We start from the raw sequence: 20,680 nt of genomic DNA on the forward strand, positions 1-20,680 counted from the left end.
ACCGGGTGTCGCGCGCTACCTGACGTCGCGCGGCAGGGCCTCCGAGGTTCCGGGCTGCTCCACCACGCGCCTGCGGTGCGGCCAGACCGCGATCAGCAGACCGATCACGGCGCTGCCGAGGTGGAGCCAGTTGTCGGCCTCGTTGATGTTCAGGTAGTTGATTCCCGGGTTGTCGACGGCGAACAGGCCGTAGGCGAACGCCGCGCCGTAGCCGAGCAGCAGGAGCCAGCCGAAGAGGCGGGCGCTGCCGGACCAGGCCCAGAGGCTGATGCCGAGGATTCCGATGACCACGTGCACGATGTTGTGCAGCGGGTTGATGGCGAAGCCCAGGAGCGTCTGGGTGTCGTCGTGCTCCATGAAACCGTCGAGGCCGGTCACCGCGAAGCCGGCCGCACCGACCAGCAGGTAGACGACGCCGACGATGAGTGCGAGCCACTGGTGGGGTCCGCGGGCGATCCGAGGTGCTGTGGGGTAGGCCATGATCCTTCTCCCGTCCAACTCATGCCGTGTTTTCCACGGTCACGCCGTCCGGGACCACTCGCACGCCGATCGTGACCGGCCGTCAGGCGCCGATACGGCCCGCCAGCTCCAGCAGCGACCGGTCCGACCCGGCCGGCCCCACGAGGCATGCGCCCGCCGGCAGTCCCTCCGCTGTGGTGACCGGCACCGAGACGGCAGGCAGCCCGCCGATTCCCGCGATGCAGGTCAGCAGCATGGTCGCCTCGCGCGCGGCCTCGGCCTCCTGCGGACGGGGTGCCACGGTCGCCGTCGACGGCAGCACGAGCACCCGCTCCCCGAGCCGCTCCCGGATCTGCGCCCTTGCCTGCCCGACGGCGGTCCGCGCCGCGTCCGCGTCCGCGGCGCCGATGGCGCGCGCCCGCTCGAACCGCCCGCGCACCGCTGGTCCGAGCGTGTCCATCCGGCCTTCGAGCCAGCCGCCGTGGACGGCCCAGGCCTCTGCCGCCTGGAGGGTCTGGAACGCGGCGAGCCAGGCAGGCTCGGGCGCCCAGTCGATGGCCTGCGCCCCGGCAGCCCGCGCGAGCTGCCCGACGGCGTCGCGCCCCTCCGGCGCGGCCAGGGCGAGCAGGGCGTCGCTCAGCACGAGGGGCGCCTGATCGGGGAGCGCCGCCGTGTCGGCGGGGAGCAGCACGTCGCCCACCCGGGCCAGCGTGGCGGCGTCGCGTGTGAGCCAGCCGACCGTGTCGAACGACGGCGCGAGCGGCAGCAGTCCGCCGTCGGGCACCGCGCCGTGCGTCGGGCGGATCCCCCACAGCCCCTGGTAGGCGGCGGGAACCCGCACGGACCCGCCGGTGTCGGTCCCGAGCGCGATGCTCGCCTCGCCGGCCGCGACCGCCGTCGTCGGGCCCGATGTCGAGCCGCCGCTGATGCGCCCGGGGGCCCGCGGGTTGGGCGGCGTGCCGTAGTGGGCGTTCGCGCCGGTCAGGGAGTAGGCGAACTCCTCGGTCTGCGCGATCCCGGCGAGCGCGGCCCCGGCGTCCAGCAGCCGCGCGACCGCGACGGCGTGCTCCTGCGCGACGGGCGCCGCCGCGAGCCACGCCGGGTTTCCCGCGCCGATCCGCTCGCCCGCGACGGCGAACAGGTCCTTGACGGCCACGGTCTCGCCGTCGAGCACGCCGGAGCCGGTCGGTGCCGTCAGCGGGCCGGGCTCGGGCCGGACGCGCCACACACTGGGATCGAGAGCCATGCGCACATGCTGCCAGCCGACCGCCCCCGAGCAAGAACCTTCCGAACGCCTGCAAGCCGGAACCACGACGGGACAGAGCACTGGTGGAGGTCCGCTTCCGGCACGCGCTCGCGCATGGTCTCGAACCGAGACGCTTGCCCGACCGCTTGCCGGAAGCGGACCTCCACCAGTGCTCGGGGGCGCCGGCTAGTGCGCGTGCCCGCCGAAGTCCGCCTTGCGGATCTTCGCGTGCACGCCCTTGACCACGTCGACGACCTGCGAGATGTCGAAGTCCGTCGCGGCCGACAGGTACGCGTAGGCGTGCGCCGGCGACATCCCGTACCGGACCTCCAGCAGCGCGATCGCGGCCCGTACGCAGTTCTGCACGGCGACGTCGAGGTCGCGGTCCAGGCCGGTCGGGACGAGGAACTCGGCGGTCTCGGCGAGCGGCCCCACCAGCTTCCCGAACGTCGCGACGGCGTCCGACGCCGGGATCAGGTCAAAGCCCAGCCGCACCCGCAGCGACGCCTCGAAGGCGGTGAGCGCCACCTCGCCGTCCCCCTGCGCGAAGTGCGGGTCGCCCACGTAGGCGAGCGCTCCCGCCGCCTGGACCGGGAGATAGAGCGTGGACCCGGCGCCCAGGAGGTTGATGTCGATGTTGCCGCCGAACGGGCCGGGCGGCACCGAGTGCGGCCGTTCGTCCCCCGCGGCGGCGACGCCCATGATGCCGAGGAACGGGTGCAGGTCGAAGCCCACCGTCCGGTCGGACCCCTCGAAGAGCGGGAGGCTCCCGCGCCCCGCGCCGTCGGACCAGGAGTCCACCTCGGCGAAGACGCTGACGCTGTCCGCGCCGCCGGCCGGGTACTCGTCCGGCAGGGCGCCGCGGCCGTGCCGGTTGGAGATCACCCCGTACGGCACGCGGGGTTCGGTCGCCAGCACGCGGATCGCGAGCAGGTCACCGGGCCGGGCGCCGCGGACCTCGATCGGCCCGGTCACGACGTGGCCGCCGTGCGCGCCGGCCACGCCCGGCAGCCCGGGCACCCGGTCGCCCAGGAGGGAGCGGCGGGCGCCCGCCAGCTCGACGGCGTCGGCCAGGACCGCGTCCTCGGCGACGCCACACTCCGCGAAGTACGCGAGCGGGTCGCCGCCCTGGTCCTCGAGGATGCCCTCGTGGGACAGGGTGTCGACGACTACCTCCTGCCCGGGATCCACGGACAGCACCGCGCGGTCCGCCGCGCAGGGCAGGCGGCCCCAGTAGGCGGTCTCGACGGAGGTGGGTAGGTAGGTGGCCCCGTCGGGGACGTGGCTGCCGGGCTGGAGGATGGTCTGCTGGTGCACGGGGTGACTGTATCCACCGGGTCACTGCCGCGGGATCATCCCGGCCTGTCGGTAGACGGCGCGCAGGTACTCCAGCAGCTCGTCGGCGTCGGGCGGGTCGGAGCGCAGGAGGCGGTAGAGGACGGCCCCGACCGTCATGTCGATGAGCGCCTCGATGTCCGTCTCCGGCGGCAGCACCCCCTCGTCGACGGCGCGCGACAGCGCGAGGTGCACGGTGCGGCGTCTGGGCAGGATGTGGTTCTGCCAGAAGGCCGCCATGAGTCCCGGGTGGGTGACGCAGGAGCCGAAGACCTGAGCGAGCATCGCGCGATAGCCGGGCTCGGCGAGGGTCCGCGCACTGACCGGCAGCGCGTCGACGATCACCTGAGAGATCTCGGCGTACGACATGCCGTCGAGGTCGTCGGTGCCCGGGTTCGGGATCTCGCCACGGGCCGACTCCACGGCCGCCGCGATCAGCTCGTCCTTGCTCCCCCAGCGCCGGTACACGGTGAGCTTTCCGACGCCGGCCCGCCGCGCGATCGCCTCGATGCTGGTCCCCGCGTGGCCGTGCTCGGTGAACAGCTCCAGCGCCGCGCGCAGGATCGCCTCGTCGGTGCGAGGGTCTCGCGGCCGCCCGCGGCCACGCGTCGCCTCGGCGGCGCTCACCGGGTCCGTCCGGTGCGCAGCAGCTCGGCAAGCCATGGCGTGGCCGACGCCGGGTCGGTCCCGCGCCAGGCCAGGTGCCCGTCCGGCCGCACGAGCCAGGCCTCGGCGACGCCGTCCGTCCGGGTCAGCCGCGTCGGCTCGGCGGCCGGTTCGGTGCCTTGCTCGGTGCCGGGCCCGGCACCCGCGATGTCCGACGGCGGCACGAGCAGCGCCCACCGACCGCCGAGCTCGGCGTAGAGCTGGGTAGGCGTCCCGTCGCCCCGGGCGCAGTCGAGATCCGGCACCCGGTCGCCGACGCAGATCCGCCGACCGAGCCGGGCCGCCATCCGCTCGGTCCTGCCGGCCCCCAGGGGCCCGGACCGGTAGCTCACCCAGAGCTGGGAGGTCGTGAACGTGACCCAGCGCTGGACCCACGGCTGGTTGAAGAGCCGGATCAGCACCTGGTCCCGCAGGAACCGCCCGACGGGGCTGCGCGCCACGTTGACCCGGGTCACGTTGGCGGTGCCGCGCAGCACGTCGGTGGCCAGCGGACGCCGTTCCGCCTCGTAGGTGTCGAGCAGCGCGTCGGCGGCCCGGTCGCGCGCGACGAGGGCCAGCTTCCAGGCCAGGTTCTCGGCGTCGCCGAGGCCGGTCAGCATGCCCTGCCCGCCGAACGGCGCGTGCGCGTGCGCGGCGTCGCCCGCAATGAGGACGCGGCCGCGCCGGTACCGGTCGGCCAGCCGGCGATGGATGGTGAACTCGGACAGCCACTCGCTGTCCAGGACCCGCACGTCGCGGCCGGTGCGCTCCGGGAGGATCGCGCGGAACCGGTCAAGGATCTGCTCCTCGGTCAGACGGCTGCGCCGGCCGTAGGCGTCGGTGGCCCGCGGCGCGCCAGCCGTCGCGGCCACCGACGCGTCCGCCGTCTGCTCCAGCTCCGCGCTCGCGGGGTCGTACGCGATCAGCCGCCAGAGGTCGCCCCGGCCCTCGTCGTCGGGCATCGGCATGGCACCGAGCATCCCCGTCGGGTGCACCCAGCCAGAGGTCCCGGTCCGGTCCAGGTCCCAGTCCAGGTGCAGGTCCGCGAGCAGGAACCGCTCGCTCAGCCGCACCCCCGGGGCGTTGATGCCGACTGCCTTCCGCACCGCGCTGGCCGTGCCGTCACAGCCGACCAGCCACCGCGCGCGCATGGTCCGGCCGTCGTCGAGCCCGGCGGTCACGCCGTCGTCGTCCTGCATGAGGGCCGTGAGGGACACGCCCCACTCGGGAGTCACCCCGAGCTCCGCCAGACGCCGCCGCAGCTCGCCCTCCACGAGCGCCTGCGAGACGACCATCGGCGGTGCGGCGGTCCGCAGGCCGGGGTCACCGAACCGGATGCGCATCATCGGCCGGTCGCCGAGGTAGGTGGTGATCCGCATCGCCCGCACGGACCGCTGCGGCAGGTCGCCGAGCGCGCCCAGCCGGGCGAGCACCTCCGACCCGCGTACGTGCACGAAGTTGGCCCTCGACGTCGTCGCCGGAGCGGGCAGGCGATCGACGACGCGCACGCCGACCCCCTGCAGCCGGAGCCCGCACGCCAGGGCGAGCCCGGTGGGTTCGGCTCCGACCACGAGCACGTCGGTGACGTCGTCGGCTGCCATCGTTACTCCTTTTATTAACGGACCGGTACCGTTAACAAAATAGCGCGAAGGAGTCGCGGAGGGAAGGCCCCGCCGGGTAGCCGCCTCAGCCGGCGGGCGCGAGCAGCCCCCGCGCCGCGGCTCGGGCGGCGGCGAACGCGTTCGGCTGCGCCCGCGTCGTGTACGCGACCATCGCACCCTCGTAGAGCAGGTGGACCTGCGCGCCGAGCTCCTCCGCGTCGGGACGTCCGGCGTCGCGCAGCAGGTCGGTGAACACACCGAGCATGTACAGCTTGTCCGCGAGGATCACCGCGTTGCCGGGGTGCTCCGACCCGCCGATCTCCCCGTGGGCGTTGACGAACGCGCAGCCTCGCTCGTTCTCCTGCGCCCACTCCTCCGCGAGCTCCAGCGCGGCCACCACCTGGTCGACGCCGCGTGCGGACCCGGCCCCGGATCCGGCCGCACCGCGCGCCGCGAGCCGCTCGCCGAACCACGTCACCCAGCGCTCGTGCCGGCGCGTCAGATAGGCGGCCACCAGGGCGTCCTTGGAGCCGAACCGGTCGTAGAGCGTCTTCTTGGTGACCCCCGCCTGGTCGGCGATCAGGTCGACGCCGACGCCGCGGATCCCCCGCTGGTAGAAGAGGTCGGCCGCCGTGGTGAGGATCCTCTCCCCGGCCGGCGTGTGCGGGTTGGGGCTGCGTCGCGGCATGCGGGTCGCTCCGTCCGGGCTACGGTCTGGGTGGACTGCGAGTATACCGACCTGTGTGGTTACCTGGCGATCATGCGAAAGAGTCTCCTGGGACACCTCGCCCCTGTCCTGCTCGTCGTGCTGTGGAGCTCCGGCTTCGTCGGCGCCACCTTCGCGGCGCCCGTCGCCCCGGCCACGACCACGCTCCTGTGGCGCTACGTCGTCGCAGCACCCCTGATGCTCGTCGCAGTGCTGGCGCTCCGCCGCCGCTACAGGCCCCGCTACCTGCGGCGCGAGGCCGTGCTCGGCGCCCTCGGCCAGGCCGGCTACCTCTACGGCGTGTTCCGCGCGGTCGAGGCAGGGCTGCCCGCCGGGACGGCAGCCCTGCTCGCCTCGCTGCAGCCCGCCCTGGTCGCCGTCGTCCTGTCCGGGTTCGGCAGGAAGGGCGGACGCCGCCAGGCCGTGGGCCTCGCCGTCGGCTTCGCGGGAGTCGCGCTCGCCGTCGGGCCCGACGCCGTCGCGGGAACGGGCACGGAGGGTGCCCTCTGGGCACTCGCGGGCATGCTCTCGCTCTCGGCCGCCGCGGTCCTCGGCGACCTGTGGCCGGCGCCCGAGGAGGAGCACGACGTGCTGGACTCCCTCGCCATGCAGGGAGTCGTGGCGCTCGCGTTCTTCGCGGTGGTGGCGCTCGCGAGCGGCCAGGCGGCGCCGCCGGCCGACCCGTCGTTCTGGCTGGCGATCGCCTGGCTGGTGGGCCTCGCGTTCCTCGGCGGCTACGGCATGTACCTGTACGTGCAGCGCACGCGCGGGCCGGTCGCGGTGAGCACCTGGCTGTACCTCACCCCGGCGGTCTCCGCGGCATGGGCCTGGGCGATGTTCGGCGAGCGGCTCCCCCTGCTCACGGTGGTGGGGTTCGCGATCAGCCTCGCGGGGGTGCTGGTGGTCCGCCCCGCGCCCGACCGCGAGCGGACCAGCCGAGATCGCCCGCTGGCGGACGCCCGCTCTTGACATATTGGTAACCCCCGGGTTACCAATATGACCATGGATGCCTTCGCCGCGCTCTCGGACCCGGTCCGTCGCGAGCTGCTGCGCCAGCTCGCTGCCGGGCCGGCGAGGGTGGTCGACATGGCGGCGGCCCATCCGATCAGCCGCCCGGCCATCAGCAAGCACCTGCGGGCCCTGGGCTCGGCGGGGCTCGTGACCGCCGACGACGTCGGCCGGGAGCGGCACTACCGGCTCGACCGGGCCGGGCTCGCGCCCGTGTCCGCGCTCCTCGCCGAGCTCGCGCCGGCACAGCCGGCCCCTGCCCCGCCGATCGCCGAGCAGGCGTTCGACGGCCTGGAGCTCGAGGTGCGGCGCGTCGGCCGGGACCGCAGGGCAGCCCCGGACGCAGCGAACATCGACACCGAGCACATGAGACCCGAGCACATCGACGAGGAGACAGCATGAGCACCGACATCACCGCGACCGGCCGCACGGAGCAGCGCCCCGACGGGCGTTACATCGTGCTCACCCGCACATTCCGCGCCCCGATCGACGACGTGTGGGCAGCGGTCACCGAACCGGACCGCCTGGCCCGCTGGATCGGCCGCTGGACCGGCGACCCGGCGACGGGAAAGGTAGCGGTCGAGATGCTCTACGAGGGCGACGACGTCGAACCCGAGGAGTACACGATCGACACGTGCGACGCTCCCCGTCAGCTCGAGCTCACCTCGAAGGGGACGTACGGCGAGGACGCACCCGTGACCTGGCACCTGAAGCTCGACCTGGCCGAGGCGGACGGCGTCACCACGCTCACCTTCGCGCAGTCGATGGACGACCCCGCGATGGCCGAGAACGTAGGGCCCGGATGGGAGTACTACCTGGACCGGCTCGTCGCCGCCGAGACCGGCGGCGACCCTGCCGCTGTCGACTTCGTCGACTACTACCCGGCGATGTCCGAGCACTACCGCACCGCGTAGTCCCGGCCGGTGGAGGGCCCGCCGGACGCTACGCTCCGGCGGTGAGGATCACCGACTTCCGGCCACGGCAGAGCAAGGAGGCCGCCCAGATCGCGGCCGCGGCGTTCGCCGACGACCCGCTCTGGACCCATACCCTGCCGGACCCGGAACGTCGGCGCCTGCCGCACCTGATCATGCTCGGCACGGCGCTACGGCGGATCGGTCCACCGCAGGTCGCCCGGGTGGCCCTGGACGGTGACCGGATCATCGGGTTCTCCTCCTGGACCGCCGCCGGATCCGACGATCCGTACGACCCGTTCGACGCCACCCGGCCGGCCGACCCGCACATGGCGCGCGCCACCCGAAAGCTCGTCCGCCGTGCCGCGAGCGACTGGCCGCGGCTCTCCGCCCTCTACGCCACGCTCGGCCAGTCGTACCCCAACGACCCGGGCTGGTTCCTCGGCGTGCTGGCGGTGCACCCGGACCATCAGCGCACGGGCGTCGGCACCGCGCTGCTGCGCGACGGCCTCGACCGGGCGGACCTCGACAACCAGCCCGTCTCCCTGCAGACGAGCACGCCCGAGAACGTCGACTTCTACCGGAGGCACGGCTTCGACGTCACCAGGACCTTCGCCGAGCTGTACCCGGGGTCACCACCCCTGTGGACCATGCGCCGGCCGGCGCCCGCCGTCGATCACCAGGCGTAGGCACGGGGTCGGGTGGCCGCGAGATCGGCCGGTTGCCTCCGCCGTAGTTCGAGTTCGGTCGGTTGCTTCGAGATCGGTCCATTAAATGACCGATCTCGAAGCAACCGACCGAACTCATCTCAAGCAGCGTGCAACCGACCGATCTCGCGGTACCCGGTCAGCCCTGGACCTCGAGAATCCTGCGCCGGGCGCGGATCATCGCGGCTCCCGCGGCAGTCAGCGCGAGTCCTGCCCCGACCGCTGCGCCGACCTGGCCACCGGTCTGCGCGAGCGCACCCGGCAGCTCCCCGATCGGCCCGACGGGGAGGAGCCCACCGAGATCGAAGCCGCCGCCCGGGTTGACCACCGGGATCGTGCCGCCGTCGGAACCGTCGCCCGAGCCACCATTGCCAGTGCCGCCGCCACCGGAACCACCGTCGCCGGGACCGCCGCCATCACCCGGGCCACCGCCACCGGGACCGCCCGACGACGGGCTCTCGAGCAGGTCGTCCACGACGCCGTCCGGGCCCGCGACCGCGCCGATCGCGCCCGGGAGATCGCCGCTCCCGACGTTCTCGCCGATGGAACCCACGTCGTCGATCAGCTCCGCGGGGAGGTCATCGGTCAGTCCTCGCTCAGGCCGGTCCGCGCCCAGGACGTCGTCCACCGCGCCGTTCTCGCCGGCCACCGCGTTGAGCACACCGGAGACACCGCCCACCACGTCCTCGACGGGGCCGCGATCGGCAGCGGCCGGCGCCGCGTCCGGCTCGTCGGCCGGCTCGTCAGCCGTGCTGCGCCTGACGCCCTGCACCACGTCGTCGACCGCGCCGTCCTTGCCGGCCACGGAGTCGACGGCGCCCGTGACGCCCTGCACCGTGTCGTCGAGGGCGCCGTCCTTCTTGGTGACCTGTTCGACGGTGTCCGTCACCTGGGTCAGCGTGCTGTCGACGGCGCCGTCGTCCCCGAGGACCGCGTCGACGGTGCCCGTGAGGGCGCCGCCCAGACCATCGGCCGACTGCTCGGTGCTCGATGCCTTGCTCTCGTCGGCCGCCGATGCGGACACCCCGCCCGCGACGAGCAGCCCTCCCGCCACGAGCGCGGACGGGAGCGCGCGGCTCACAAACTTCCTCTTCATGTCTCCCCCTGCAGTTGCATCTGGCCAGCGAACGCAAATCACCATGACGGATATGTCGGGTGAATACAAGGAAATCCGGTATGTTTTCACCATGATCTTGCCAGGCCCAGGGGCAGCCCCGCAGATCCACCCGCTCGAGCCGTCCGACCCGCAGGAGCTCGGTGGTTACGAGCTTCTGGGCCGGATCGGGGCGGGCGGCATGGGGGTCGTCTACCTCGCGGAGACCCGCACCGGCCGCAAGCTCGCCCTCAAGGCAATCCTGAAGGAATATGTCCAGGACCCGGAGTTCCGCACCCGGTTCCGGGCAGAGGTCGCCACGGCGATGAAGGTGCGCGGCCGGTTCCTCGCCACGGTGATCGATGCCGATCCGGAGGGGGCCCAGCCGTGGCTGGCCGTCGAGTACGTGGCGGGACCGTCCCTCACCGCCGTCGTACGCGCCCAGGGTCCGCTGCCCGAGCCCGACGTGCGCCGCGTGGTGGCCGGCGTGGCAGAGGCCCTGCGGTCCGTGCACCAGGCAGGCATCGTGCACCGCGACCTCAAGCCGTCCAACATCCTGCTCGGGCACGAGGGCCCGTTCGTCATCGACTTCGGGATCGCCAAGGCGCTGGACTCGACGTCGCTGACCCGCACCGGCCTGAAGGTCGGCACGCCCTCGTTCATGGCGCCCGAGCAGGTACGCGGGAGCATCTCGACGCCCGCGGCCGACGTCTGGGCCCTGGGCGCCGTCGCGCTCTATGCCGCGACCGGGCAGCGTGCGTTCGGCGAGGGCGACACCACCGTCGTGTACTACCGCGTGGTCCACGAGGACCCGGACCTCAGCACGTGCCCCGCCTGGCTGCTCCCGCTCGTGCAGGCCTGCCTGGCCAAGGACCCCGAGGCCAGGCCGAGCCTGCAGGAGGTGCTCGACTTCCTGGACGACGCCCCGGACAGCCTCCGGACCGCGCGCACGAGGCCCGCCCCCGGCCTGGACCTCTCGAACGCCGACCTCGATGACGACGACGTCACCGCACTGCGGGACGACGAGACGGTGCTCAAGGCGCAGCCGCAGGCTCCGTCGGCGCCCGCACCCGAACCGGAGGCACCCCGCCGCGGCCTGCTGTCCCGGCCCCTCACCTGGATCGTCGCGGCCGCGGGCGTCCTGATCGTGGGTGGCGTCGCCACGGCGCTCCTGGTGGGCATGCCGTCCGGCGACGCGGACGCCGACGCCGGTCCGTCGACCTCGGCATCCGCCTCGGGGGCGCCGTCCGCGTCCGCCTCGCCGGCGGCCGTCATCGACGAGTGCCTGGTGGGCACGTGGCAGCTGGAGAGCTGGACCTCGACGCAGGACATCTCCAGCCTCGACGAGACCGTCAAGTTCACCGGCTTCGAGGGGCGCGTGACGGAGTTCAGCGCCGACGGGACCCAGGTGGTCGACTACGACGACGCCGAGCCCATCCGCGCCGGGTCCTCCGTCGGCGAGATCACCCAGACCTGGCGCGGCACGGCGTCGTACATCGTCTCGACCAGCGACGACGGCGTCCTCACGACCGAGGGCTCGGACTTCAGGGATATCTCGGTCACCATCGAGGTCGGCGAGGAGAGCGGCCCCTACAACCCGAACGGCCGGACCCAGCCGCTGGAGTACACCTGCACCGAGACGACCTACACGGAGCAGGCGGAAGGTTTCGAGGCCACCTACACCAAGCTCCGTTGAGTGCTGGGTATCTGCGCATCCTGGGCCGGAAACACCGCAGATACCCAGCACTCAACGGGTTGTCAGGCCGTGCGTTCCGCTCGGTTGACCGCCGAGACGATCGCCTTCAGGGACGACAGCGTGATCGACGGGTCGATCCCGACGCCCCACAGGACGTCGTCTCCCACCGCACACTCGACGTAGGCGGCGGCACTGGCGTCGCCGCCCTCGGACAGCGCGTGCTCGACGTAGTCCAGCACCCGTACCTTGACGCCGACCTGCGCGATCGCGTTCACGAACGCGTCGATGGGCCCGTTGCCCGTGCCGGTCAGGGTCAGCTCCTGCCCGCGGTCCAGCACGTCGACCTCGAGCGTGTCCTGCTCGCCCTCCGCCGACACGGCACGTGTGCCGCGCAGCTCGAGCCGGCCCCAGTGCTCCAGGCCGGACGGCGCGTTCTCCTCGACCGGCAGGTACTCGTCGGTGAAGATGCGCCAGATGTCCGCGCCGGTCACCTCGGTGCCCTGGGCGTCGGTCACCTTCTGCACGGCGTGGGAGAACTCGATCTGCAGACGCCGGGGCAGGTCCAGCTTGTGCTCGCTCTTGAGCAGGTAGGACACACCACCCTTGCCGGACTGCGAGTTGACCCGGATCACCGCCTCGTACGAGCGGCCGACGTCGCGGGGGTCGATCGGCAGGTACGGCACGCCCCAGTGCAGCTCGTCGACGGTGACCCCCGCGGCCTCCGCGCGGCCGGCCATGTGCTCGAAGCCCTTCTTGATGGCGTCCTGGTGCGAGCCCGAGAACGCCGTGAAGACCAGGTCGCCCACGTACGGGTGCCGCTCGTGGACGGGCATCTGGTTGCAGTGCTCCACGGTCCGGCGGATCTCGTCGATGTCGTGGAAGTCGATCTGCGGGTCGATGCCCTGGGAGAACAGGTTCAGGCCCAGGGTCACCAGGTCGACGTTGCCGGTGCGCTCGCCGTTGCCGAACAGGCAGCCCTCGATGCGGTCGGCACCGGCCAGGTAGCCCAGCTCGGCGGCCGCGACGGCGGTGCCGCGGTCGTTGTGCGGGTGCAGCGAGAGGATGACGTTCTCGCGGTGGTTCAGGTGCCTGCTCATCCACTCGATCGAGTCGGCGTAGACGTTGGGCGTGGCCATCTCGACGGTCGCGGGCAGGTTGATGATGACCTTGCGCTCCGGCGTCGGCTCGAAGACCTCGATGACCTCGTTGCAGATGCGCACGGCGAACTCGAGCTCGGTGCCCGTGTACGACTCGGGCGAGTACTCGTAGTAGATCCGCGTGTCCGGGACGGTCTCCTCGAGCTTGCGGCACAGCTTGGCACCGTCGAGCGCGATGCCCACGATGCCGTCCTGGTCGGACCGGAACACGACCTCGCGCTGCAGCACGGACGTCGAGTTGTACAGGTGCACGATCGCCTGCTTCGCGCCGGTGATCGCCTCGTAGGTGCGCTCGATCAGGTGGGCACGTGCCTGCGTCAGGACCTGGATCACGACGTCGTCGGGGATCCGGTTCTCGTCGATCAGCTTGCGGACGAAGTCGTAGTCGGTCTGGCTCGCGGAGGGGAACCCGACCTCGATCTCCTTGTAGCCCATGGAGACCAGCAGCTCGAACATGCGGAGCTTGCGCTCCGGGTTCATCGGCTCGATGAGGGCCTGGTTGCCGTCACGCAGGTCGACCGCGCACCAGCGCGGAGCCTTCTCGATGCGCTTGGTGGGCCAGGTGCGGTCGGGGATGTCCACGGTGATCTGCTCGTGGAACGGGAGGTACTTCTGGATCGGCATGCCAGAGGTCTGCTGCGGGTTGTCTTCGATGATTCCGCCCGCTGCGCCGTGCACTGCTACGTCATGAACTCCGCCGGGGGTGGTGGCGGTGATGCTGTTCTCCATCGTGGTTCCTTCGCTCGGTGAGGTTGGCCGGCACACCAAGCCTCCGCGACGAGGGACCGACCTGTCTAGGCCTCGTCGCGGCAGGGAAGGAGAAGGATCACCGTCATGCGCACGCCGTCACTGTACCCCCGGAGGTGACCTCGGCCACCCAGCCCGCCCACGATCCGGACGTCTTCGGCGAAGTAGAGCGCCTGTCCGGACGCACGCTCTACTTCACCGATTGGTGGTCGGTGAAGTAGAGCGTGCGTCCGGACAGGCGCTCTACTTCGGCCAACGGGTCAGCGGCGGCTGCGCAGCGCCGCGTCCACCTGCGGGTCGCCGAGGGCGCCCAGCCAGTCCAGCAGCGCGGGGTAGGTGGACGGGTTGGCGGCGACCTGCGGACGCAGGTGCGGCGCCTCCTGCACGATCTTCGCCAGGTCGGCCAGCGGGGTGGCCGGGTCGAGCGCCACTGCCGGCGTCCACCTGCCGCCCACGGGCGGCAGCACTGCCGTGTGACCCGACTCGGACCCGTAGTCCGCGGTCGCGGGTCGCTGGTTCTGCTCCTGCCCGACGACGACGCGGCGCGTGACCTGCTCCTGACCGGCGTCACCGGCGGCCGCACCGGCGTCGGCCTGGACCGCCTGCTGACCGGTCACGGGCCGGATGCGCGCCGTCGGCTGGGCGGAGGCCACCTGCTGGACGGGCGCCACGGGCTGCGCGGCGGAGACCGGCTGAGCGGACGCCACCGGCGTCGCGCCCGACCGGACCGGCGGCATGGTCGCCGTCTCGCTCGTCGACGAGCCGGCGGGCGCGCCCGCTGCCCGCAGCTCCTCGACGGTGCGCATCGCGCTGATCGGAACCTCGCTCGACTCCGGCTTCGCGGACTGCACGGGAACCACCCCGTGCTGGACCGCGGCGGCACCCGCGACGGTGCGCACGGCGCCCGTCGAGGTGACCCGGCGCGGCTCGGCGGGCCGGCGCAGCTCGGGCGCCGACCGCACGGGCTGCTCCGGGAGCGAGACGGGCGGTGCCTTGTCGCCCTTGGGGCGCGGCGGCGCCCACAGGTAGGCCTGGCTGCGGTCGACGTCGGTGTCCCCGCCGATGCCGACGGTCTGGAAGTGGTCACGCACGGCCTTGGGGATCATCAGCGCGGACGCCGCGACGACCGGCAGGCCGAGGGCCATCAGGAGGTCGCCGAGGTTCACGCCGAGGCTCGCGCCGGACGTCGCGATGACGACGACGAGCCCCAGCACGCCGGCCACGCACGCCGCACCGACGGCGGGCACGTGCCCCGTGCTGGGGTCGCGCTGCAGCGAGCGCCGCGCGAACCAGGCGATGCCGCCGACGACGACGCCGAGCACGAGCCGCACCACCAGCGTCACGCCGGCGCCGGACCCGATGAAGCCGGGGTCGATGAGCTGCACGAGGGCGGCCAGCGCGCTGCACACCGCGAGCAGCACGATGACGTCGAACGCGCGCATGGCGACCCGCACCCACACGCCGGCGGCCTGCTCGGTGCTGACGTCCTCCTCTGCCGCGGGGTCGCGGCGCACCGCGGGCGCACCGGCGACGGCGGCGGCGAGCGGCAGGAGCACCAGGCCGAACCGGCTCGGGTCCGTGACGCCGGGGCGCATGGACTCGAGGCCGGTCAGCGAGTCGCCCGACGTGAAGATGAAGAGCAGCGCCAGCACGATGCCCGCGGCGACCAGCACGAGCCGCGAGGGACGGTCGTGGCGGACGGTGCCGCCCACCAGGAGCCATGCCAGGCCGACGACCAGCGCGAGCCACACGGGCGCGAGCAGGCGGTCGCCGAGCGTCGCGTCCGCGGCGAACTCGGCGAGCAGCGTGGAGGTGACGGCGCCCGCCGCGATCAGGATGCCGACGCCGGCGAGGCCGAGGCGCCAGCCGCGCACGACGGCGCCGTCCTCCTCGATGGGTCCGAGCTCGCTGTCGCGCGGGGTGGCGGCGAGCGCCGCACCCGCCAGCGCGAGGCCCAGGCCGGTGCCGACGCCCGCACCGCTGCGGACGTCGAAGATGAGGTGCAGCAGGCCGATGACGGCGAGCGGCAGCCCGGCGAGCAGGCGTGCGCGGCGCGTGGAGTGCACGGTCCACGTGGCCGGCAGCACGCCGAGGCGCGCGAGGTAGGGCAGGGTCAGCGAGGCGAGGGACAGCGCGACGGCCAGGACCACCTCGACGCGGTCGGCTCCCCGGTCGGCCAGGTTCCACGGCAGCGCGAGCGACACGAGCAGGGCCAGTGCGGCGATGGCGTCGCGCACGTAGTCGGCTACCGCGATGTTCGCGAAGGGTCTGGCGTCGTCGGACGTGTGCCCGGACTCGGTCTCTGCCGAGATCGTTGCGACGTGCTCGTGGCCGAGACGTTCGGTCGGCGCGCCGTTCGCGTCCTGCGCGCCGTCTGCCGAATCTCTCTCGTCACGCTCGGAAGCGTGCTGGTCCATCATCCGTTCACTCCTCGATAACGCCGCTGGTCGAGACTGGGGAAGTGTGGCTGGTGGCGTTGGGTCCCCGACGTTACTACCCGCCGGGGACGGAGCCTGTCAGGCCGAACCACGGCGAGTCCGGTCACACCTGTATTTCTGCGCACGTCCATCACATTCGACGTGGGTGGAACACCGCCGTCGGCCGCAGCCGACAGCTCGCCGAGGTCACAGGGAGAACGCAGTGGACCTAGCTGCCGCACCGTCACCCCGCACCTGCGACGTCTGGCTCGTTCCGGTCCGACGTCGGAAAGCCTGGACGCGCCTGCTGACCGTACCGGATCGCGAGCACCTCGTGGGGCTCGACGACGTTGCCACCGCGGTCCACCTGACGTCGCGTGCAGCCCAGCGGCTGATCCTGTCGCGCTACCTCGGGGTGTTCCCCGACGAGATCGTCGTGGACCGGTCGTGCGAGCGCTGCGGCGACCCGCAGCACGGGCGACCCCACGTGCCGGGTGCGGCCCTCGACTACTCGGTGTCGCACACGCGGGCCTGGGTGCTCGTCGCGGTGGTGGGTGAGGGCAGGGTCGGCGCGGACCTCGACGCGCGGCCGGCGGACGGCGACCTGGAGGACCTGGCGGCCGCCGCGCTCACGCCTGCCGAGCGGCGGGCCTGGCGGCGCCTGCCGGCCCGCGACCGTGCGGACGCGCTGCTCGCGTACTGGACCCGCAAGGAGGCGACCACCAAGCTGACCGGGCACGGGCTGACGATCCCGCTGCGCGATCTCGACGTCACCGGTCCACGGCCGACGCTCGTGGGGCGGGACCCGTCGGTACGGCTCCCCCATCCCCGCCCGTACCTGACGCACGTGCCCGCCCCGGCGAACCACAGCGCCGCGCTGGCGACGACCACGCACGTGGACCAGGTGCGGCACCTGCGCCTCCCGGACACGGTCCCCGACGACGTCGTACCGCGGCCGCTCGCCCGCCAGGCGCCGGAGCTGTTGCGGCTCGGCGGGTTCGGTCAGATGCCCAGCTGGTAGGCGCCCCAGTACGCCAGGGTGACGAGCAGCGCCGTCGCGCCGAGCACGGTCAGCCAGAAGCCCGTGGCGACGACCGCTGTCGCGGCTCGGGCGGGCTCGGCGACGACGATCCGCGACGGGGCGTCGACCCCGGCAGTGATCGCAACCCTGCCCCGCAGGTCGCGAAGCCGGTTGAGCAGCAGCGCCGCCGCCACGACCGTCGCGATGCCGAGCAGCCGGACGCCGATCCAGCCGCCCTGCACCACGAGTGCGTTCTTCTCGTAGTCCAGGGCGAGGCGCGCGACCGCCGCCAGGTACACGGCGAGCCCGACGGTGGTCACCACCGCGCCGATCGCCAGGCCCGCCAGCGGCGCGCGCAGGCCCGGGGCGAGGTGGGTGCCCGGGCGACCGGAACGACGTCGGGCGAGGCGGCCCGCCAGCGCCGTACCGCCGACCAGCAGCGGGCCCACCAGCAGGAGCCCTGCCGCGGTGATCACCACCCCCACCAGCCAGTCGCCGTCGCCGTACCACTGCGGCTGCGGCACGGGTGCGGCGAGGTAGACCTGCCGGGGCTGGGCGCCGGCGAGCTGGGGTGCGGCCGACGCCGTCGCGGGGAGGCCGAGCACCCAGTCGGCGACGTCGGTCGCGAAGTCGGGGTGCAGCACCAGCCCGTCGGGCGTCTCGACGTTGATGCCGTGGTTCGCGTGGTCGTAGAACCGGACCGTCACGTCGCCGGCGGTGTCCAGGAGCTCGCGCGTGCCCTGTTCGAGCGGCATCGACGCGTCGTTCGTGCCGTACACGGCGAGGATCGGGTCGTCCTGCTGTTCGAGCCAGGGACGCACCTCGAAGTCGGCGTACTCGAAACCGCCGCCGGGCAGCTTCATCCCCACCGCACGCGGGATCGCGCGGAAGACCCCGGCCGGCACGTCGGTGTTCCGCAGGTAGTTGTCGACCGCGTAGGCGGCCTGCTGCCGGGGCGGGACCACCGGCGCGGAGACCAGGATCTGGAACGCGAGCCGCGGGTCGTCGACCATCATCACGGGTGACACCCACGCACCCTCCGACTCCGCGTACAGCCCAATCTCGTCCGGGTCGACGCCCGGGACGCCGCGCAGGTAGCGCACCGAGTGGGCGTAGTCGCGCGCCATGGCCTCGTAGTCCCGGTGCCGCGTCGAGTAGTTGTCCAGCCGCTTGTCCGGCACGAGCGTGGTGATCCCCGCGCTCGCCAGCGCCGTGGCGGCGAGGGTGAACGCATCGACCGCCTTGCCGGTGCCCGCACCGTGCACGAACACGATGCCCGGATGGCCCTCGGAGCCGGCGTCGATCGGCTCGCGGAGCAGCCCGCCGACCTCCAGCCCGTCGGCGAGCGGGATCGTCACCTCGGACTCGCGCACCTCGAAGTCGCCGGGCTCACCGCCACCGGTCCCGCCGCCGGACAGAGCGCCACCGATCGCCGTCGACGCGGAGCCGAGGCGCAGGTGCGAGGTCACGGGCGCGGGCTCCCAGACGGGACCGGCGACGGCGCCGGTCAGCGCGAGGGCGACAAGGACTGCGGCGGATGTGGCGACCGTCCGAAAGAACACCATCGGATGCTACGCCCGCAGGCCCGGACCCTCCCCTGGCTGGCACGGCGAGTCATTCAGGCGGGCGGGTCGCCAGCATCTCCTCCGTGTCCCAGGTCAGCGCCCCCGACCGGAGGTCGGCGACCACCTGGCGCACCCAGTCCAGCTCGGCTCGTGTGACGGCCACGAGGTGCTCGTGCTCGAGCATGAGCACCCTGGCCAGACCCCATTCCTGCGCGGCGGCGGACTCTCGATCGGCCTCGGCGAGCACGGCCTCCAGCGCCCGCACCCGCTCCTCGAGCCGGGCCCGGACGAGGTCCGGCCCGGTGATCGCGAGCACCGCCAGCACCGCCCGGAACTCGGGGAACTCTCGTGCGGGGGTGGCGAGGGCGGCGTCCATCCAGCGCGTCAGGGCGTCCCGGCCGTCGCTCGTCAGGGCGTAGACGATGCGGGCCGGGCCGGTCTCGGCCGCCAGCTTCTCGTGGACCTCGATGAGGCCGTCCCGGAGCAGGCGCTCGATCGACTGGTAGACGCTGTTGCTGCGCGCCACGTTGACGACGTCGTCCTTGCGCCGGCTCTTGATCAGCCGCTGCATGCGGTAGGCGTGCATGGGCTCCTCGGCGAGCAGCGCCAGCAGCACCATCGCGAGCGGCGAGCGCGGCCGGGAGTCCTGGGTCACGGGAGCCAGCCTAAGTCGCCCCCGTCCAGCTTCTCGCTCCATTGTCTTGCCATTTTATGGTTACCCATCTTATGGTCACTACATGAGAGCAATCATCATCGGAGCGGGCATCACTGGACCCGTGACCGCCATGGCCCTGCAGAAGGCGGGCATCGACGCAGAGGTCCACGAGGCCTACGAACGCACCGCGGACGGCGTCGGCGCCTACCTCAACCTCGCCCCGAACGGCCTGGCCGCCCTCCAGGTGCTGGGCATCGACCAGCACGACCTCGGCGGGTTCGACACGCACACCCTCGCGCTGCGGTCGTCGTCCGGCAGGCCGCTGGCCCACCTCCCGATGGGCCGCGACGACGCCGCGGGCACGGTCAGCCAGACCGTCCGGCGGTCGGACCTCTACGTCCGGCTGCGCGACGAGGCGGCGCGCCGCGGCATCCCCGTCGCGTACGGCAAGCGTCTCGTCGATGCCACGACGCTGCCGGACGGCGGTGTCGTGGCCTCGTTCGCGGACGGGACCACCGCAGAGGGCGACCTGCTCGTCGGCGCGGACGGCCTGCACTCCCGCGTGCGGGCGATCCTCGACCCGGCCTGCCCGCCGCCGCGCTACACCGGCCTGCTGAACACCGGCGGCTACGCCTCGGGTGTCCACGTTGACGCGCCCGAGGGCACGTTCACCATGACGTTCGGCAGGCGCGCGTTCTTCGCCTACGCGAACAGGGCGCCGGGCGACGTCTGGTGGTTCGCCAACGTGCCGCAGGCACGAGCGGCGACCGACGACGAGCTCAGAGCGTGGACCCCTGACCGCTGGCGGGCCGAGCTGACCAGCCTCTTCGCCGACGACGACGGGCCCGCGCCGGACCTGATCGCCGCGACCCCGGAGATCATGGCGCCGTGGAACACGCTCGACCTGCCGACGGTGCCCGTGTGGCACCGCGGCCCGATCGGGCTGATCGGGGACGCGGCCCATGCCATCTCACCGACCTCCGGCCAGGGCGCCTCGCTCGCGATCGAGGACGGGGTGCTGCTCGCCCGGTTCCTGCGCGACCACGGCGACCCGACCATGGCGTTCACCGCCTTCGAGGCATTCCGGCGGACCCGGGTGGAGAAGCTGATCGCCCAGGCGAAGCGCACGTCGAACCAGAAGATCCCCAACCCGCTGACCCGGGTGCTGCGTGACCGCGTGATCCTGCCGCTCGTGGGCCGTGCCGCAGCCCGGACCACGCGCGACTGGATCACTGACTACCGGATCGACTGGGACGCGCCGACGAACCATGCTCCGCTGCGGGCGTGATCGCCGATCAGCGGTGGGCGGCGTCAGCCAAGTTCTCCAGGGCCCAGCGGCCGAGCTCCTGCAGCACCGGCTGCAGCTCCTCACCCGAGGCCGTGAGCGCGTAGGCCACGGCGACGGGCGGTCCGGGATCGACACTCCGAGTGACGAGGCCGGCATCGGCGAGCTCGGAGAGCCGGTCCGACAGCACCGCGTCGCTGATGCCGGTGACGGCGCGTCGCAGGGCCGCGAACGACAGCGGTCCGGCGCCGAGTACGGCCACGATCATGCCGTTCCAGCGCTTGCCGAGGATCGAGAAGGCGAGCGTGATCGCCGCATCGCACTGGTGTACCTGCAGGTCATCCGCTGCCGCCATCGCTCAAGTCTACCCGTGCTACCGTTTCGCCAGTCGCTCTGCTTTTCTTAGCGACTCTGGAAAACGAGACT

Annotated in this window: 19 protein-coding genes; 7 read left to right on the forward strand and 12 right to left on the reverse strand. The window is 72.8% G+C overall.

Annotated elements, in window-relative coordinates; translation table 11 throughout:
* Positions 1–15 precede the first annotated feature (15 nt).
* The 6 genes from ACFO6V_RS09935 to ACFO6V_RS09960 form a co-directional block, all read right to left on the reverse strand.
* Positions 16–480, reverse strand: coding sequence for a DUF4383 domain-containing protein (locus tag ACFO6V_RS09935; RefSeq protein ID WP_377134744.1), 465 nt, complete (start codon positions 478–480; stop codon positions 16–18).
* An 82-nt stretch (positions 481–562) separates the two neighbouring features.
* Positions 563–1,705: an amidase gene (locus tag ACFO6V_RS09940; RefSeq protein WP_377134746.1), complete on the reverse strand. Its 1,143-nt coding sequence runs from the start codon at positions 1,703–1,705 to the stop codon at positions 563–565.
* 186 nt (positions 1,706–1,891) lie between these two features.
* Complete coding sequence (locus ACFO6V_RS09945; protein WP_377134748.1) at positions 1,892–3,022, reverse strand: acetamidase/formamidase family protein; 1,131 nt, start codon at positions 3,020–3,022, stop codon at positions 1,892–1,894.
* Positions 3,023–3,043: 21 nt separating this feature from the next.
* On the reverse strand, positions 3,044–3,667 hold the full coding sequence (locus tag ACFO6V_RS09950; protein ID WP_377134750.1) for a TetR/AcrR family transcriptional regulator: 624 nt from the start codon (positions 3,665–3,667) through the stop codon (positions 3,044–3,046).
* Complete coding sequence (locus ACFO6V_RS09955; protein ID WP_377134752.1) at positions 3,664–5,286, reverse strand: FAD-dependent monooxygenase; 1,623 nt, start codon at positions 5,284–5,286, stop codon at positions 3,664–3,666. The genes ACFO6V_RS09950 and ACFO6V_RS09955 overlap by 4 nt, the downstream gene beginning before the upstream one ends.
* 85 nt (positions 5,287–5,371) lie before the next feature.
* Complete coding sequence (locus tag ACFO6V_RS09960; protein ID WP_377134754.1) at positions 5,372–5,974, reverse strand: TetR/AcrR family transcriptional regulator; 603 nt, start codon at positions 5,972–5,974, stop codon at positions 5,372–5,374.
* A gap of 72 nt (positions 5,975–6,046) precedes the next feature.
* Between ACFO6V_RS09960 and ACFO6V_RS09965 the strand changes: the two genes are divergently transcribed.
* From ACFO6V_RS09965 to ACFO6V_RS09980, 4 genes are read left to right on the forward strand one after another with little or no spacing between them, the layout of a single operon-like run.
* Positions 6,047–6,961: a DMT family transporter gene (locus tag ACFO6V_RS09965; RefSeq protein WP_377134756.1), complete on the forward strand. Its 915-nt coding sequence runs from the start codon at positions 6,047–6,049 to the stop codon at positions 6,959–6,961.
* A gap of 33 nt (positions 6,962–6,994) precedes the next feature.
* Positions 6,995–7,402, forward strand: a complete 408-nt coding sequence (locus ACFO6V_RS09970; RefSeq protein WP_377134758.1) for an ArsR/SmtB family transcription factor — start codon at positions 6,995–6,997, stop codon at positions 7,400–7,402.
* Positions 7,399–7,914, forward strand: a complete 516-nt coding sequence (locus ACFO6V_RS09975) for an SRPBCC family protein (RefSeq protein WP_377134760.1) — start codon at positions 7,399–7,401, stop codon at positions 7,912–7,914. The genes ACFO6V_RS09970 and ACFO6V_RS09975 overlap by 4 nt, the downstream gene beginning before the upstream one ends.
* A 41-nt stretch (positions 7,915–7,955) precedes the next feature.
* A complete protein-coding gene (locus ACFO6V_RS09980) occupies positions 7,956–8,600 on the forward strand; it encodes a GNAT family N-acetyltransferase (protein ID WP_377134763.1) in 645 nt (214 codons plus the stop codon).
* A gap of 157 nt (positions 8,601–8,757) precedes the next feature.
* On the opposite strand, the gene ACFO6V_RS09985 is transcribed toward ACFO6V_RS09980, so the two are convergent.
* Complete coding sequence (locus ACFO6V_RS09985; RefSeq protein ID WP_377134765.1) at positions 8,758–9,714, reverse strand: hypothetical protein; 957 nt, start codon at positions 9,712–9,714, stop codon at positions 8,758–8,760.
* A gap of 91 nt (positions 9,715–9,805) precedes the next feature.
* On the opposite strand from ACFO6V_RS09985, the gene ACFO6V_RS09990 reads away from it, so the two are divergent.
* A complete protein-coding gene (locus ACFO6V_RS09990; RefSeq protein ID WP_377134767.1) occupies positions 9,806–11,407 on the forward strand; it encodes a serine/threonine-protein kinase in 1,602 nt (533 codons plus the stop codon).
* 62 nt (positions 11,408–11,469) lie between these two features.
* On the opposite strand, the gene leuA is transcribed toward ACFO6V_RS09990, so the two are convergent.
* Both leuA and ACFO6V_RS10000 read right to left on the reverse strand, forming a co-directional pair.
* A complete protein-coding gene (gene leuA / locus ACFO6V_RS09995; RefSeq protein ID WP_377135207.1) occupies positions 11,470–13,188 on the reverse strand; it encodes a 2-isopropylmalate synthase in 1,719 nt (572 codons plus the stop codon).
* Between the two features lie 383 nt (positions 13,189–13,571).
* A complete protein-coding gene (locus ACFO6V_RS10000) occupies positions 13,572–15,731 on the reverse strand; it encodes a DUF7937 domain-containing protein (RefSeq protein ID WP_377134770.1) in 2,160 nt (719 codons plus the stop codon).
* Between the two features lie 220 nt (positions 15,732–15,951).
* Between ACFO6V_RS10000 and ACFO6V_RS10005 the strand changes: the two genes are divergently transcribed.
* On the forward strand, positions 15,952–16,749 hold the full coding sequence (locus ACFO6V_RS10005; RefSeq protein ID WP_377134771.1) for a 4'-phosphopantetheinyl transferase family protein: 798 nt from the start codon (positions 15,952–15,954) through the stop codon (positions 16,747–16,749).
* Here ACFO6V_RS10005 and ACFO6V_RS10010 read toward each other — a convergent pair.
* Both ACFO6V_RS10010 and ACFO6V_RS10015 read right to left on the reverse strand, forming a co-directional pair.
* The gene (locus ACFO6V_RS10010) at positions 16,731–18,311 is read right to left on the reverse strand and encodes an alpha/beta hydrolase family protein (protein WP_377134773.1); all 1,581 of its coding nucleotides are present in this window, start codon (positions 18,309–18,311) and stop codon (positions 16,731–16,733) included. The two genes, ACFO6V_RS10005 and ACFO6V_RS10010, sit on opposite strands and share 19 nt — an antisense overlap.
* Before the next feature lie 52 nt (positions 18,312–18,363).
* Positions 18,364–18,969, reverse strand: coding sequence for a PadR family transcriptional regulator (locus ACFO6V_RS10015; RefSeq protein WP_377134775.1), 606 nt, complete (start codon positions 18,967–18,969; stop codon positions 18,364–18,366).
* A gap of 82 nt (positions 18,970–19,051) precedes the next feature.
* Between ACFO6V_RS10015 and ACFO6V_RS10020 the strand changes: the two genes are divergently transcribed.
* Positions 19,052–20,257 carry an FAD-dependent oxidoreductase gene (locus tag ACFO6V_RS10020; protein ID WP_377134778.1) on the forward strand — a complete coding sequence of 402 codons (1,206 nt, stop codon included), beginning with the start codon at positions 19,052–19,054 and terminating at the stop codon, positions 20,255–20,257.
* 7 nt (positions 20,258–20,264) lie between these two features.
* Here ACFO6V_RS10020 and ACFO6V_RS10025 read toward each other — a convergent pair whose 3' ends face one another.
* Positions 20,265–20,609 carry a winged helix-turn-helix transcriptional regulator gene (locus ACFO6V_RS10025; RefSeq protein WP_377134780.1) on the reverse strand — a complete coding sequence of 115 codons (345 nt, stop codon included), beginning with the start codon at positions 20,607–20,609 and terminating at the stop codon, positions 20,265–20,267.
* Between the last annotated feature and the right edge of the window lie 71 nt (positions 20,610–20,680).

It is taken from the genome of Promicromonospora alba (assembly GCF_042654905.1).
GTDB lineage: Bacteria > Actinomycetota > Actinomycetes > Actinomycetales > Cellulomonadaceae > Promicromonospora > Promicromonospora alba.